The sequence below is a fragment of the Mycobacterium sp. 852014-52144_SCH5372336 genome (assembly GCF_001665615.1).
Classification (GTDB): domain Bacteria; phylum Actinomycetota; class Actinomycetes; order Mycobacteriales; family Mycobacteriaceae; genus Mycobacterium; species Mycobacterium neumannii_A.
In genome coordinates this window covers 1-13813 of record NZ_LZSW01000018.1, presented here as the reverse complement: position 1 = coordinate 13813, position 13813 = coordinate 1, and the positions used below count along the sequence as shown (strand labels likewise).

15 protein-coding genes are annotated in these 13813 nt (G+C 66.0%); 2 read left to right on the top strand and 13 right to left on the bottom strand.

Going from position 1 to position 13813, the window contains the following annotated elements:
* Positions 1 to 66: 66 nt before the first annotated feature.
* The 6 genes from fusA to A5759_RS02470 all read right to left on the bottom strand — a co-directional run bounded on the left by fusA (position 67) and on the right by A5759_RS02470 (position 5172).
* Positions 67 to 2172 (bottom strand): elongation factor G, encoded by a 2106-nt coding sequence (gene fusA / locus A5759_RS02495; protein WP_082961933.1) that lies wholly within the window; start codon positions 2170 to 2172, stop codon positions 67 to 69.
* A gap of 95 nt (positions 2173 to 2267) precedes the next feature.
* Positions 2268 to 2738 carry a 30S ribosomal protein S7 gene (rpsG, locus tag A5759_RS02490; protein WP_064400139.1) on the bottom strand — a complete coding sequence of 157 codons (471 nt, stop codon included), beginning with the start codon at positions 2736 to 2738 and terminating at the stop codon, positions 2268 to 2270.
* Positions 2738 to 3112, bottom strand: coding sequence for a 30S ribosomal protein S12 (gene rpsL / locus A5759_RS02485; RefSeq protein WP_064345572.1), 375 nt, complete (start codon positions 3110 to 3112; stop codon positions 2738 to 2740). Before rpsL ends, rpsG begins: the two co-directional genes overlap by 1 nt.
* Positions 3113 to 3446: 334 nt before the next feature.
* A complete protein-coding gene (locus A5759_RS02480; RefSeq protein WP_064427262.1) occupies positions 3447 to 4034 on the bottom strand; it encodes a TetR/AcrR family transcriptional regulator in 588 nt (195 codons plus the stop codon).
* Positions 4035 to 4110: 76 nt separating this feature from the next.
* Complete coding sequence (locus A5759_RS02475; RefSeq protein ID WP_068193375.1) at positions 4111 to 4638, bottom strand: DUF3558 family protein; 528 nt, start codon at positions 4636 to 4638, stop codon at positions 4111 to 4113.
* 3 nt (positions 4639 to 4641) lie between these two features.
* A complete protein-coding gene (locus A5759_RS02470) occupies positions 4642 to 5172 on the bottom strand; it encodes a DUF3558 domain-containing protein (protein WP_197505932.1) in 531 nt (176 codons plus the stop codon).
* Between the two features lie 86 nt (positions 5173 to 5258).
* On the opposite strand from A5759_RS02470, the gene A5759_RS02465 reads away from it, so the two are divergent.
* Together A5759_RS02465 and A5759_RS02460 are read left to right on the top strand one after the other, a co-directional pair.
* Positions 5259 to 5693: a DUF3060 domain-containing protein gene (locus tag A5759_RS02465; RefSeq protein WP_066849557.1), complete on the top strand. Its 435-nt coding sequence runs from the start codon at positions 5259 to 5261 to the stop codon at positions 5691 to 5693.
* Positions 5694 to 5695: 2 nt separating this feature from the next.
* Positions 5696 to 6103, top strand: coding sequence for a DUF3060 domain-containing protein (locus A5759_RS02460; RefSeq protein WP_068193372.1), 408 nt, complete (start codon positions 5696 to 5698; stop codon positions 6101 to 6103).
* A gap of 102 nt (positions 6104 to 6205) precedes the next feature.
* On the opposite strand, the gene A5759_RS02455 is transcribed toward A5759_RS02460, so the two are convergent.
* The 7 genes from A5759_RS02455 to A5759_RS02425 are packed head-to-tail and all read right to left on the bottom strand — an operon-like array spanning position 6206 to position 13650.
* Complete coding sequence (locus A5759_RS02455; protein ID WP_068193370.1) at positions 6206 to 6970, bottom strand: crotonase/enoyl-CoA hydratase family protein; 765 nt, start codon at positions 6968 to 6970, stop codon at positions 6206 to 6208.
* Complete coding sequence (locus A5759_RS02450; RefSeq protein WP_068193366.1) at positions 6967 to 7722, bottom strand: PaaX family transcriptional regulator C-terminal domain-containing protein; 756 nt, start codon at positions 7720 to 7722, stop codon at positions 6967 to 6969. Before A5759_RS02450 ends, A5759_RS02455 begins: the two co-directional genes overlap by 4 nt.
* Entirely contained in the window at positions 7722 to 8660 is a 939-nt protein-coding gene (locus tag A5759_RS02445) for a crotonase/enoyl-CoA hydratase family protein (RefSeq protein WP_068193364.1), read from the bottom strand. The genes A5759_RS02450 and A5759_RS02445 overlap by 1 nt, the downstream gene beginning before the upstream one ends.
* The gene (locus tag A5759_RS02440; RefSeq protein ID WP_068193362.1) at positions 8657 to 10285 is read right to left on the bottom strand and encodes an acyl-CoA dehydrogenase family protein; all 1629 of its coding nucleotides are present in this window, start codon (positions 10283 to 10285) and stop codon (positions 8657 to 8659) included. Before A5759_RS02440 ends, A5759_RS02445 begins: the two co-directional genes overlap by 4 nt.
* Positions 10286 to 10340: 55 nt before the next feature.
* Positions 10341 to 11573: a sodium:proton antiporter gene (locus A5759_RS02435; RefSeq protein ID WP_068193360.1), complete on the bottom strand. Its 1233-nt coding sequence runs from the start codon at positions 11571 to 11573 to the stop codon at positions 10341 to 10343.
* Between the two features lie 36 nt (positions 11574 to 11609).
* The gene (locus A5759_RS02430; RefSeq protein WP_082961932.1) at positions 11610 to 12839 is read right to left on the bottom strand and encodes a phosphatase PAP2 family protein; all 1230 of its coding nucleotides are present in this window, start codon (positions 12837 to 12839) and stop codon (positions 11610 to 11612) included.
* Positions 12840 to 12894: 55 nt separating this feature from the next.
* Complete coding sequence (locus A5759_RS02425; RefSeq protein WP_068193358.1) at positions 12895 to 13650, bottom strand: deoxyribonuclease IV; 756 nt, start codon at positions 13648 to 13650, stop codon at positions 12895 to 12897.
* Between the last annotated feature and the right edge of the window lie 163 nt (positions 13651 to 13813).

Below are 13813 nucleotides of genomic sequence, written 5' to 3'. Positions count from 1 at the left end.
ACTGTTAGTGCTTGTCTAAAGCAGTGTTGATCTTTGCAGTTGTTTCTCGCCGCGAACCAACCGGGGTTACTGCCCGGTCGCCTTCGCGATGATCTCCTTCGACACGGCCGCCGGAACTTCGGCGTACGAGTCGAACACCATGGAGTAGTTAGCCCGGCCCTGGGTCTTCGACCGAAGGTCGCCGACGTAGCCGAACATCTCCGACAGCGGTACCAGCGCCTTGACGACGCGGGCACCCGATCGCTCCTCCATGGCCTGGATCTGACCACGGCGGGAGTTCAGGTCACCGATCACTTCACCCATGTAGTCCTCGGGTGTGGTCACTTCGACCGCCATGATCGGCTCGAGGATCACCGGCTGCGCAGCCTGTGCCGCTTTCTTCAGCACCTGCGAACCTGCGACCTTGAAGGCCATTTCCGACGAGTCCACCTCGTGGTAGGCGCCGTCGAGCAGCGTGACCTTGAGGTTGACCAGCGGGTAGCCGGCCAGCACGCCGTACTGCATGGCGTCCTGGGCGCCGGCGTCGACCGACGGGATGTACTCACGAGGGATACGGCCGCCGGTGACCTTGTTCTCGAACTCGTAGGTCGCCCCGTCCTCGCCGGTGAACGGCTCGAGGTCGATGATGACCTTGGCGAACTGGCCAGAACCACCCGTCTGCTTCTTGTGGGTGAACTCGACCTTCTCGACCTTGCGCTTGATGGTCTCGCGGTAGGCCACCTGCGGCTTACCGACGTTGGCCTCGACCTTGAACTCACGCTTCATCCGGTCGACGAGGATGTCGAGGTGAAGCTCGCCCATCCCGCCGATGACGGTCTGGCCGGTCTCCTGGTCCAGGTGGACCTTGAACGTCGGGTCCTCTTCGGCCAGCTTCTGGATCGCCGTACCGAGCTTCTCCTGGTCGCTCTTGGTCTTGGGCTCGATGGCCACCTCGATGACCGGGTCCGGGAACGTCATCGACTCGAGCACAATCTGCTCGTTGGCGTCCGACAGCGTGTCACCGGTGGTGGTGTCCTTGAGACCGATCACCGCGTAGATGTGCCCCGCGGAGGCCCGTTCAACAGGGTTCTCCTTGTTGGCGTGCATCTGAAACAGCTTGCCCAGCCGCTCCTTCTTGCCCTTGGTGGAGTTGATGACCTGCGAACCGGACTCGACGGTGCCGGAGTAGACGCGAACGTAGGTCAGCTTGCCGAAGAACGGGTGCACCGCGATCTTGAACGCGAGCGCCGAGAACGGCTCGTCGGTCGACGGCTTGCGGCTGATGGCCTCGTCTTCTTTGCCGGGCACGTGACCCTGCACGGACTCGACGTCCAGCGGCGACGGCAGGTAGTCGATGACCGCGTCGAGCATGGGCTGCACACCCTTGTTCTTGAACGCGCTGCCGCACAGCACCGGGTACAGCTCCGAGTTGACGGTCAGCTTGCGGATCGCGGCCTTGATCTCGTCGACCGAGATCTCCTCGCCGCCGACGTACTTGTCCAGCAGCTCCTCGTCGGTCTCGGCGATCGCCTCGAGCAGCTTGGTGCGGTACTCCTCGGCCTTCTCGGCCAAGTCGGCGGGGATGTCCTCGACCTCGTACTTCTCCCCGAGGGCGGTCTCGCCGCGCCACACCTTGGCGCGCATCTCGACCAGGTCGACCACGCCGATGAAGTCGTTCTCCGCGCCGATCGGCAGCTGAATCACCAGCGGCGTGGCGCCGAGGCGCTCCTCGATGGTGCGCACGGTGAAGTAGAAGTCCGCGCCCAGCTTGTCCATCTTGTTGACGAAGCAGATGCGCGGCACGTCGTACTTGTCGGCCTGGCGCCACACCTGCTCGGACTGCGGCTCCACGCCCTCTTTACCGTCGAACACCGCGACGGCGCCGTCGAGCACACGCAGGCTGCGCTCCACCTCGACGGTGAAGTCGACGTGGCCCGGGGTGTCGATGATGTTGATCTGGTTGTCATTCCAGAAACAGGTGACAGCCGCGGAGGTGATGGTGATTCCGCGCTCCTGCTCCTGCTCCATCCAGTCGGTGGTCGAAGCGCCGTCGTGCGTCTCACCGATCTTGTAGTTGACACCGGTGTAGTACAGGATGCGTTCGGTCGTCGTGGTCTTACCAGCATCGATGTGCGCCATGATGCCGATGTTGCGGACCTTGTTCAGGTCGGTAAGCACGTCCTTCTGTGCCACAGAAGTCTTCTCTTTCGCTTGGTAGTTGCTGTTGTCATTTCGCCCCGGCGACACCGCTCTGTGCCATGTCGCGCCCGCGACTCCGGGGCGTCACATCACCAGCGGTAGTGCGCGAACGCGCGGTTTGCCTCGGCCATCTTGTGGGTGTCCTCACGCCGCTTGACGGCGGCACCCAGACCATTGCTGGCGTCGAGGATCTCGTTCGCCAGACGCTCGATCATCGTCTTCTCGCGACGGGCCTTGGAGAAGCTGACCAGCCAACGAAGTGCCAGCGTGACCGAGCGGTCCGGACGCACCTCCACGGGAACCTGGTAGGTGGCGCCGCCGACGCGACGGCTGCGAACCTCGAGTGCCGGCTTGACGTTGTCCAGAGCGCGCTTGAGGGTGACCACCGGATCGGTGCCGGTCTTGTCGCGGGCCTGTTCGAGCGCACCATAAACAATGCGCTCGGCCAACGATTTCTTCCCGTCCATCAGAACCTTGTTGACCAGCTGAGTCACCAGCTGCGACCCGTACACCGGGTCGTTGACCAACGGACGCTTGGGCGCCGGTCCCTTGCGCGGCATCAGCTCTTCTCCTTCTTGGCGCCGTAGCGGCTGCGCGCCTGCTTGCGGTTCTTCACGCCCTGGGTGTCCAGAGAGCCGCGAATGATCTTGTAGCGCACGCCGGGCAGGTCCTTCACGCGGCCGCCGCGCACCAACACCATCGAGTGCTCCTGCAGGTTGTGGCCCTCGCCCGGGATGTAGGCGGTGACCTCAACCGCGCTGGTCAGCTTGACGCGCGCGACCTTCCGAAGCGCCGAGTTCGGCTTCTTCGGGGTGGTCGTGTACACGCGGGTGCACACTCCGCGGCGCTGCGGGCTGCCCTTGAGGGCCGCGGTCTTCGCCTTGGCGGGCTTGTCGTGGCGACCCTTGCGGACCAGCTGCTGGATGGTTGGCATCTACCGGCTTTCTGTGTTGCTGCTTCTTAAGTTCTGGTCAAGTCTGTGTACTGCGCTTTTGCCCCGGGCACGTACCCCGCGACCGGGTGTGTCGCACGCGCCCGTCCGAAGCAATTCGAAGGCATTGCCTCAATTCTCGGAGCATGGCGACATGCGAATTGGCCCGGCGTGCAGGCACGCTTAGCAGGTCCTTTTCGTACACGGGCCCGCGAAGCGCCTTATCTGCCAGGCACGATCGTCCACAATACCAGGACAGGGGCAGCGCTCCAAACCCGTCGATCGTGCCCTAACCGCAGGTCAGATGACATTCTCCGGATGCCTGTGGCGTATGTGGTTAACGACGCTCCATTCCGGAGGCCAATCGCATCACCATATCGCTGTACACCGCGTCGGTGTCGATACCGTCCATCGCCCCGGTCATCTCCAGCAGGACGAAACCGTGCATCGCCGACCAGAATTCCAACGCCGCATAGAACGCGTTCTCACCCTCGAGACCGTAGGAGCCCAGGACCGCGATGACGGGTGCGGCGGCCGCCCGGGTGGCTTCGGTGAACTCCGGGTCGTCGCCACCGAGCGGCATCCTGGTGAAGGCCGAATACCGTCCCGGATGGTGATGTGCATAGCTGCGGTAAGCACTGGCCATCGCGGTCACCGCATCGTCGCGGGTGCGGCCCTCCGCGACGTTGGTGAGCATGCCGATGAGGTCGCCGACGACGCGCATCCGCACTGTTCTGCGCAGGTCCTCGAGGCTGTTGACATGGTTGTAGAGCGATGGGCCCTTGGTGCCGAGCTGGGTGGCGAGCGCGTTGATGGTCAGCGCATCCCAGCCTTCGCGATCCAGGAAGGTCAGCGCGGCGTTGACGATCGTCTCGCGACTGAGCCGGGGGGCTTTCCTGGTGGACGTGCTCGGGGGCTGTGCCATGCGCGCTTCGCCCCCTGCCGTCTCATCTGTCCAAGTTGATACCCGGAGAAAACTAACACCTCTAGTTCCCTCGCAGTCAGTTGACGCGCTCCTGACTGAGCTCGGCGAGTTGTTCGGTGATCGAGCACAGATCGGGCAGCGTCGCGGGGTTCATGGTCTGGATGGACCAGGTGATGACGTCGCCGCCCTTGGCGACATAGAAGCTGCACGCATTTCCGTCGAACGCCTTGAACCCTTTGTTGCCGTCGACGGAGAGTTCGGTCAAGGTGCGACCGGCCTGTTGTTCCAGCGACCGCTCGGTGTCCATATCGCTGCCGCGGTACCACCAGGTCGAAATGCCCATCCCCGCGCCGACGGTGCCGAACATGGTGTTCTCCTGCCAGAAGCAGCCCGCGTCGCTGACGACCGTCTTGGTGAACCCGTCCGTCCCGGCGGCCGCCGCGATGTCGGCGTCGGTGATGCCGTTGCAGTCCACGCTGCGGAATCCGCCGTCCGGGTTCGCAGGCGCCGGAGAGGCCGGCGCGTCATCGGACGATCCGCAGGCCGTCAGCACGGCGGCGCAGGCGGCGAGCGCGACGAGTCGGCGAGTCCAGCGGGCGGGCACGGGTCACATCTCCGACTTCAGGGTGGCCGAGAGGAGATCCTGCGCTTCCTGGCACGGATCGCCGGCGCGCTGATCGCGAAACTGCACCCACCAACTCAGCACCCCGCTGCCCGCTGCGGCGGTGACCGAGCACGCCGCGCCCGTGATGTCGCGGCGCGCGACGAACGCCGGATGGCGTTCCACGACGGTCTCGGTGATCTTCGCGCCGCGCTCGGTGGCCAACGCGCGTTCGCGATCGAGGTTTCCAGTCTGGAACCAGGAGAACGTCGCGTCGATCGTCACGTCGCCGCGGAACGCCACGTACTGGCAGACCGCTCCGCTGTAGGGCCGCACGACACTGTCGGCGCCCAGGATCTCCTGGACGGTGTCGTCGTCGAGCAGGGCGCAGCGGTCGTCGACGTAACCGTAGTTCCGTTCGGGATCCGGTACGGCCGGCGTGGCTCGCTGCGCGGTTCCGTTGACGGTCTCAGCACACCCCGCCACCGTCACCATCACCACGACCGCCGCGACAGCAATCGGAAACCGCCAACGCATCGCCGCTCACGCTACCCAGCGCGACCGTTAATAGCGACTCGGGTGAACGTCTGTGGATCTCGCCGGTCGCGACGTACGCTTCCTCCATGATGTGGACAGCTGTGACTCGGTCACTGACGGCATCCGCCGTGGTGTTCCCGCTGATCCTTGCCGCTCCCGTGGCGCAGGCGGAACCGGTGGTCTGCAACCCGTTGGCGCGGGAGTGTGCCGACAACAGCGTCGTCGGTCGCCATCAGGGAACCGACACCACCATCACCGGTATCGGTGTCGTCGAGACGATCGACTGCGCCAACTCCACGCTGCTCGTCAACGGCGCGAACAATCAGATCACCACGCTGGGCACCTGCTGGGCGGTGACGATGCAGGGCAACGGCAATGTCGTCGTCGCCGACAACGTGATCAACGACATCACGGTCTACGGGTGGGACCAGACCGTGTTGTACAAGAACGGCAACCCGATCGTCTTGGACCGCGGACGTGAACTGGGAATGACCAACCGCATCAACCGGGTACCCGCATGAGCATGCGAGCCACCTCCATCGTCTATCCCCTCATCGGTGCGGCCGCCGCCGCGTTTCTGTTCACCGGCTGCGGATCCGAAAGCTCAGACACCAACACCCCCACCGCGACGGCGGGCACGTCCGGCGCCCAGGTCGAGGTCGGCAACACGATCAACTACGGCTCATTCGGCACGACCGCCGACATCGACTGCGCCGACGGCAAATCGCTCAACATCGGCGGGTCGAACAACACCCTCACGGTGAAGGGCACCTGTGCGAATGTGAACATCGGCGGCGCCGACAACAAAGTCAGCTTCGAGCGGGTCGACAAGGAGATCAGCGTCGTCGGCCTCAACAACACGGTGACCTACAAAGACGGTGATCCGAAGATCAACGACACCGGCAACAACAACACGATCACCAAGGGCTGAAACCGCTCTCTTCTGCGCGAGAGACCGTGTCTGCACAAGGCACGCCGCGGATCTGCGGCACTTTTCGGTCGCTCGCGCCGGGTCGACGGTCCGCAGGCTGCGCTAGGCGTTGGCGCCGTGCCTGCCCGCACCGGCCGCGAAACGGGCTGCCCCCTGAAGGGATTCGGCGGCGACGCGCGACATGCTGCCGAACTCGAAGTCCATCGCCTCGGGCTCCGAGCGGCCCCATTGGCTCAGAGCCGACAGACGATCGGCGCGCATGCACTGCTGCGGCAGCTGGGCCAGTTCCGCTGCGAGTTGCTCCGCCCGCTGTCGCGCTTCACCGGTGGGCACCACCCGGTTGGCCAAACCCATCGCCAAGGCCTCGGCCGCGTCGACAGCGCGGCCGGTGAGGATGAGGTCCATCGCCCGGCTGTGGCCGATCAACCGCGGTAACCGCACGGTCCCACCGTCGATCAGCGGGACACCCCAACGCCGGCAGAAGACCCCCATGATCGCGTCCTCCTCGACGACGCGCATATCGCACCACAACGCCAGCTCCAGACCGCCGGCAACAGCGTAGCCGCTGACCGCCGCGATCACCGGTTTGGACAACACCATTCGACTCGGACCCATCGGACCGGGGCCGGTGCGGTGTACCGGGTTGGCATCGGGCGTTCCGAATGCCTTCAAATCGGCTCCGGCACAGAACGTTCCGTTGTCGCCCCACAACACCGCGACGGAAGCCGAGTCGTCCTTGTCGAACTCGTCGAAAGCGGCGTACAGCCCGGCGGCGGCCGGACCGTTGACGGCGTTGCGCGCCTCGGGTCGATTCATGATCACCGTCGTCACGGCGCCGTTCTTCTCGACCCGCACTCCGCCCGTCATCTCGCCTCCATCAATTGGTCGCGTCGCGTGAGCGACAATCCAGTGTTGTCGCGCCGCGCAGACAACTCCGCGGCGAAGTCGTTGTAGGCCTGGCGCAGCGCCGCGCCCGGCCAGTCGTCGGGCAGCAGTTCTTCTGGCAACACCGGATCGGTGAGCAGGTGACGCACGATTGCGGTCGCAGCGACGAACCGGTCGGGAACCTCGGGCGCCGAGTCGATCTCGTCGAGCAACGACTGGCCCTCCCGCGCCCAGGCCGGCAGATCCCACAGCAGGCATACCAACTCGGCGGGTTCGGCGTCACGGGAAACCAACAGCCGCACTCGTTGCATCACCTCGGCTGGCAGCGCGGTGTCCAGGTTGTCCGGTCGCAGCCACACCCCCTCGCGCAGTTCGGCGAATCGGCCGTCCTGCAAGGTGCTTCGCAAACCGGCCCTGGCGCGGGGGTCGGACCCGATGCTGGTGATCACCACCGTGGTCCAGTCACCGCGCCACGGCCGCGTCCGGGGGTTGATGGCGTCGTCCTGCCGTCGTTGCCGCGCCAGCAAGCGGTCGGACAACCGGTAGCCGTCCTCGGAACGAACCAGATCGCCTGCGCCGACCATCCGCGTCAACGCGACCCGCACCGTCGACTCCCTGATGCCGAAATCTGCTGTGAGCTTGACCAGTTCGCTCGCGGTCGCCCATGCCGGGTGCGCCCCCAACAGGACGCTCAGCACGACGGAGCGGGCCGTCATCCGCGAGAGCGACTTCATCAGACTTCCGAAGCCCGGCGGCCGTGGTCGCCGAACGGCTCGTCGCGCTGCCGGACCGCTTCCCGGAAGCCGTGTTCGCGTGACTGCGCGACGAATGCGTGCCCTTCTGGTGTGTGGCGGGCGATGCCGTCGAAGACGGTGGAGACCATCGCGCTGTTGGCCGTCCCCTGCGAATACAGCGCGGAGTTCATCGCCAGCTTGACCATGATCAGCTGGTTGATCGGTACGCGGGAGATCCGCTCCACCAACCGTTCGGTGCGCGCGTCCAGCTCCTCGGGCGACGGCGCCTCGACCGCCAACCCCCATTCGGCGGCCTGCGCACCCGTTATCGAATCCCCGGTCAGCAGAAGACGTTTAGCGCGCTGATCGCCGAGCCGGTGGGCCCACATCCCGGCCGCGGGCACCCCCCACACGCGGGTCGGCGGGTAGCCGATCTTGGCGTCTGAAGCGGCGATCACCTGATCGGCGTGCAGCGCGATGTCGGTGCCGCCGGCGACACAGTAACCGTGGATCTTGACCACCGTCGGCTTGTCACAGTGCATCAGGCTGGAGAAGCCGCGGACGAACCTACTCATCATCTGGTAGTCGATCATCGGGTCCCACGGCTGATCCGGCAGGTGGTTGACGGCCTGCGTCCTGCCCGACAGTACGGTGTCGCGGTAGGGGCTACCGCCACCGGCAGACGACGATCCCTCGGCGTAGGCGGAAAGATCGAATCCGGCGCAGAACCCTTCGCCCCGACCGGAAACCAGAATCACGTGCACGTTCGGGTCGAGGTCGGCGCGTTCCACGAGCGCGGACAACTCCAGCGGTGTGTCCGCGACGATCGCGTTGCCCTTCTCCGGCCGGTTGAACGTGATGCGGGCGACCCGGTCCGTGACCTCGTAGGTCATCGTCTTCAGGTCGTCGAAGTCGACCGGCCTGATCGCGTGGGTCATCCCTTGACCAAAGCACGTTCGATGATCGGCGCGAGATCGAGTCCGGTGGGCAGGGTTCCGAACGCACCGCCCCAGGCGCCACCCATCCGGGTGGCCAAGAACGCCTCCGCGACGGCGGGATGCCCGTGGCGCACCAACAGCGAACCCTGCAGCGCGAGGCTGATGTCCTCGGCGACCTTGCGGGCGCGGTACTGAATGGTCTCGAGGTCACCCAGGGCCGGCCGTAAGGCCTCGACGTGGGCATCGAGTCGCGCATCCGCACCCGCGGTCCGACCAAGTTCGTCGAACAGCACGTCGATGCACTCCGGGCGAGTCGCCATGGCGCGCAACGTATCCAGCGCGCTGACGTTGCCAGACCCCTCCCAGATGCCCATCAGCGGCGCTTCCCGGTACAGCCGCGGCATGCCCGACTCCTCGACATAACCGTTGCCGCCCAGGCACTCCATCGCCTCGGCCGCGTGCGGGGTGGCGCGTTTGCACACCCAGTACTTGCCGGCCGCCAGGCCGATGCGCCGCAGCAGAGTCTCGCGGGTGTCGCCGCGCACCGCGGCATCGGTCGCGCCGGCCATGCGCATCGCCAGGACCGTGGCCGCCTCAGCCTCGACCGCGAGGTCGGCCAGCACATTGCGCATCAGCGGCTGATCAATCAGATACTCGCCGAACGCCTTTCGGTGCTGGGTGTGATGGATCGCGCGGGCCAGCCCGTTGCGCATGCTTGTCGCGCTGCCGAGCGTGCAGTCCAAACGTGTCAGGTTGACCATCTCGATGATGGTCGGCACGCCGCGGCCCTCTTCGCCGACGAGCCAGGCGACCGCGCCGTCGTATTCCACCTCCGACGACGCGTTGGCGTGGTTGCCGAGCTTGTCTTTGAGCCGTTGAAGAAACATCCGGTTGCGGCTGCCGTCGGGCAGAACTCGCGGCAACAGGAAACACGAGAGCCCGCCGGGCGCTTGGGCGAGCACCAGGAAGATGTCGCACATCGGCGCCGAGGTGAACCACTTGTGCCCGCGCAGCAAGTAGCTGCCGTCGCCGTTGGGGGTCGCCTCGGTGGTGCCGGCCCGCACATCGGAGCCGCCCTGCTTCTCGGTCATCGACATGCCTGCGGTGATACCGGCCTTGGTGGTGGGCACCTTGAGATCGGGGTCGTACTCGCGACTGACCAGCAGCGGTTCGTACACCGCCGCCAGTTCGGGGTTGTGGCGCAGTGCAGGCACCACGGCGTAGGTCATCGAAATCGGGCAGATGTGACCGGGTTCGGGCGTCCACACCGAGGTCTTGGCGGCGCGCACGACGTGTGCTCCGGGCCGGTCGTCGGCCCACGGTGCGGCGTGCAAGCCGTGCTTGATGGCCACGCTCATCAGCGAGTGGTAGGCGGGATCGTATTCGACCTCGTCGACGCGATGGCCGTAGCGGTCGTGAGTACGCAGAATCGGCTGGTTGCGGTCGGCCAGCTCGCCCCAGCGCTGCGCCTGCCTCGAGCCCGACAGCGCACCCAACTCAGTGACCTCGTCGAGGCCCCATTCGCCGCCCTCGCGGATCAGCGCCTCGGTGAGAACGGGCGAGGTCGCCGGGTTGTAGTCCTCCAGCGGGGGGACCTGGTTGGTGACGACATGCGTATCTGGCATGAGACCACTATTACACTTCTACGAACAGCTGCACAATAGTCGTAATAGCGGGTGGTCACGCCGAGGGCTGGTCCTGACGAGGCGAGGACTCTGCCGACCCGGCATAGAGTTTGCGCCCGCCCGCCCCGCTCAACCCGAAGGCGACCGTGCTGACCACCAGCACGAGCGACCCGGCAGCCAGCACCGTCTCGTCGACACCCATGCGGTCGGCCTCCAGCGTGAGATAGAACAGCGCCGACACGCCGACCGGGCCGAACCAGCCCAGGTAGAGCGAGTCCCGAATCTTCAGTCCCAGCGGACGGCCCAGCACCAGCAGGATGGGAATGCGTCGCAGCAGCAGAACGGCCAGCGCCAGGGCGACCCCGCGCCAGCCCAGGTCGAGCCAGGACTGCCACGGTAGCGTCGCCCCGAATAGTACGAACAGCGGCAGCACGGCGAACCGGTTGACCGCCTCGTCGATCGACACCTCCGCCGCCCGCTCTCTGCCGGTGCCCACCGCATTGAAGACGAGCCCACCGACGAAGACCGCGAGAATGCCGTCCGTCTGCAGAAGTCCCCCAACCCCAAGAATGCCGAGAGCCAACACGACGGTGAAGAACAATGCCGGCGCCGGGTCGGCGGCACCGTGTTCGTCGCCCAATTTGAGCGCCTTTCCGCCGGCCCAGCCCAACGCCGTGCCGATCGCGACCGCGCCGAAGACTTGCCACAGTGACTCGAGAACCGCCGCGCCGATCCCCGTCCCTCCCGCCAGCGCAATAGCCGCCAACACGAGCGGTAACGCCAACCCGTCGTTGGCACCGGACTCCAGGGACAGCAACTGGCGGTTGCGGGCTGGGATGTCTCGTTCGGCGTCCTCACCGGTTACCACGCTCGAGGCCAGCACCGGGTCGGTAGGACATACCGCAGCACCGAGCAACGCCGCCGTCGCGACCGGTATAGACAGAAAGAGCCAGCCCAACGCGGCGGTCACCACCGCCATCACCGGCATCGCCACCAGTACCAGGACTGTCACGGGACGCCAGCAGCGCCTCACGTCGGCGAACGGATACCGCAGGGCCACCGCCATCACCGACACCGCAAGCAGCACCCGGCTCACCTCGTGAAGCAGCGAATGCTCAGTGGTCAGTGGCGCCGTGTGGAACACGTCGAGCAGCTGTGAGCCGATCAGCGCTCCCGCCGCGAGCCCCAGCAGAGGTTCGGAGACCGGCAGCCGGCGCATCTTCGCCGACAGCGCGGCGACGATGACACCGAGAACGCCCACAGAGGTGAGCAGCAGGTCGGTTTTCATGGCTTGAGCCTCCCCTCTCTAGCCGCGGCGGATGGGTCAGCGGCTGTCGAGTTCGGCGACGACGTCTCGGCGGAGCCGCTCTGGTTTCATTACAGGCTCCGGCTTCGCCACGGGCTCCGGCGCAGCCGCGGGCTCCGGCTCGGCCGAGGGCTCGGGGGCGTCCGGTCGCTCGTAGAACGGAACCATCTCGACGGAGCGCTCCACAGCGCGCGACGCCCTCGCTCGTCGCCACTTCCCGTAACGGTGGAGGACGACGATGACCGCGGCGGCCAGCGCCCAGCCGAGCAGGATGTCGATGACGTAGTGCTCGGCGGTGTATACCAGCGTGAAAGCCATCAGGAGCACATAAGCCGCGAGCACTGGACGCCACGCTCCGTGTACGCGATGCCACAGGAAGGCCGCGACCGCTGCCGTCATGCCGGCGTGCAGGGACGGTATCGCCGCCACCAGGTTGACACTGGCCTGGCCGGCATCGAGCAGCGCGCTGGCGGTATGCATGTTCAGGTTGCCCCAGCCGCGTCCGACAATCCGCTCGATCCACGGATTCGCCCCGTCCTGACTGGATTGCATCGCCCCGAGCACACCGCCGTCGGGCACTCCTCGCGCCGAGCGGAACATGCAGGGCGCGTACGCCGGTCCGCCCTCGACGTCGGCAGGGGTGCAGCGGGCCGCGGCCCACGGCGGCGCTGCCGGAACCAGCGCGTAGATGGCCAAGCCCGCGAAGTTCAAACCGACGAACAGGCGCACAAACGCCTTCCACTCCGCGCGATCACGCAGCCACAGCGCCCCGGCCACCACGTACGGCAGGATGAAAAACGACATGTAGACGCAGCTCAGGACGACTTCCCACCACGGTGGTTGTCCCTGCTTGAGCTGCTCCTGAAGCCACACCGTCGGCACGGTGCCGAAGAAAAGCCAGCGATCGGCCTCGACGGGCCAATCCCACAGCGTCGGTCGCCCGATCATGTCCGCGGCGCCCCTGCTCAGGTCGTAGGCGAGCAGGATCAGCGCGAACGGAAGCCAGTCGCGAATGACATAGAGCATGCGGCGGACCTGACCGATGCTCGCAGCCAGCAGGCCGGTGGCGATGTAGAGCAGCACCAGCTCACGGTTGAAGGCGAAACCCTCGGTGACTGTGCGGTACACGATGACCGCAGCCCATATCGCGACGGCGATCCTGCGCACGTACTTGAGCCGGCGGTCCCGCGTCTGGGCTGTCTCGGGGGCGCGCTGCGACGCAACTGACGACTCGTCGACCGCAGACACTTAGTTGAATCTAGTTCACCCCGCAGTTGCCGCGCGTTCGACTGCGGTTCGGTTATCAGGTCGTGATGTGCTCGCGCAGGAAGGCGATGTCGTCTTTGCGACCCTCGTCTGCGGTTTCGCAGATGACGGGTGCGCCGGCGGCCTGCACCACCGCGACCAGCAACTGCGGATCGATCTGGCCGGTGCCGAAGTTGGCGTGCCGGTCGGCGCCCGACCCGGCCGCATCGCGCGAGTCGTTGCAGTGCACCAAATCGATGCGTCCGGTGATGGCTTTGATCCGGTCGACGGCGTCGATCAGCTTCTCCCCCGCGGCCCACGCGTGGCAGGTGTCCAGGCAGAAGCCGATTCCCTTATCGCCGATGTGGTCCCACAACCGGGCGATGACGTCGAAGTGGCGGGCCATCGCGTGGTCGCCGCCCGCGGTGTTCTCCAGGTAGACGGGCACATCGGTCTCGAGGTAATCCAGCGCCTTGACCCAGCGTTCGAAACCGGCTTCCCAGTCTTTGTCGTCGGCGTGACCGCCGTGCACGATGACCGCCGTAGCGTTGATCTCCGCCGCCGCGTCGCAGGTGTCCTGCAGGATCTTGCGCGACGGGATACGCACCCGGTTGTTGGCCGACGCGACGTTGATCAGGTACGGCGCGTGGACGTAGAGCGGAACGCTGGACGCCTTGAGCGTCTCGGCGTCGTCTCGCGGTTTGGGTTTCTTCCAGCTCTGCGGGTTGCCGAGGAAGAACTGCACCACGTCGGCGCCGTCAGCTTCCGCCGCGGCCAGGGGGTCGTCACCGTGGACGTGCGAACCGATGAGCACGACGCCAGTCTAGGCAGAGCCACCGACATGACTGGCCGGGACCATCTCTCCCCGGCGAACGTGGGTTACCCGCACATCTATCGCGCTTCGAAGTCAAGTGGTTGGTGCAACATTCGGGGTTCATGCTGCTGCTTGGGTGATGAGTGCGTTGAGTCGGTCGGCG

What these genes read in the sequence shown, in the direction of transcription:
- rpsL (WP_064345572.1), bottom strand. Translation starts at nt 3,112, where the DNA reads ATGCCAACCATCCAGCAGCTGGTCCGCAAGGGTCGCCACGACAAGCCC.
- A5759_RS02450 (WP_068193366.1), bottom strand. Translation starts at nt 7,722, where the DNA reads ATGAAGTCGCTCTCGCGGATGACGGCCCGCTCCGTCGTGCTGAGCGTC.
- A5759_RS02435 (WP_068193360.1), bottom strand. Translation starts at nt 11,573, where the DNA reads ATGAAAACCGACCTGCTGCTCACCTCTGTGGGCGTTCTCGGTGTCATC.
- rpsG (WP_064400139.1), bottom strand. Translation starts at nt 2,738, where the DNA reads ATGCCGCGCAAGGGACCGGCGCCCAAGCGTCCGTTGGTCAACGACCCG.
- A5759_RS02440 (WP_068193362.1), bottom strand. Translation starts at nt 10,285, where the DNA reads ATGCCAGATACGCATGTCGTCACCAACCAGGTCCCCCCGCTGGAGGAC.
- A5759_RS02480 (WP_064427262.1), bottom strand. Translation starts at nt 4,034, where the DNA reads ATGGCACAGCCCCCGAGCACGTCCACCAGGAAAGCCCCCCGGCTCAGT.
- A5759_RS02470 (WP_197505932.1), bottom strand. Translation starts at nt 5,172, where the DNA reads ATGCGTTGGCGGTTTCCGATTGCTGTCGCGGCGGTCGTGGTGATGGTG.
- A5759_RS02465 (WP_066849557.1), top strand. Translation starts at nt 5,259, where the DNA reads ATGATGTGGACAGCTGTGACTCGGTCACTGACGGCATCCGCCGTGGTG.
- A5759_RS02445 (WP_068193364.1), bottom strand. Translation starts at nt 8,660, where the DNA reads ATGACCCACGCGATCAGGCCGGTCGACTTCGACGACCTGAAGACGATG.
- A5759_RS02460 (WP_068193372.1), top strand. Translation starts at nt 5,696, where the DNA reads ATGCGAGCCACCTCCATCGTCTATCCCCTCATCGGTGCGGCCGCCGCC.
- A5759_RS02455 (WP_068193370.1), bottom strand. Translation starts at nt 6,970, where the DNA reads ATGACGGGCGGAGTGCGGGTCGAGAAGAACGGCGCCGTGACGACGGTG.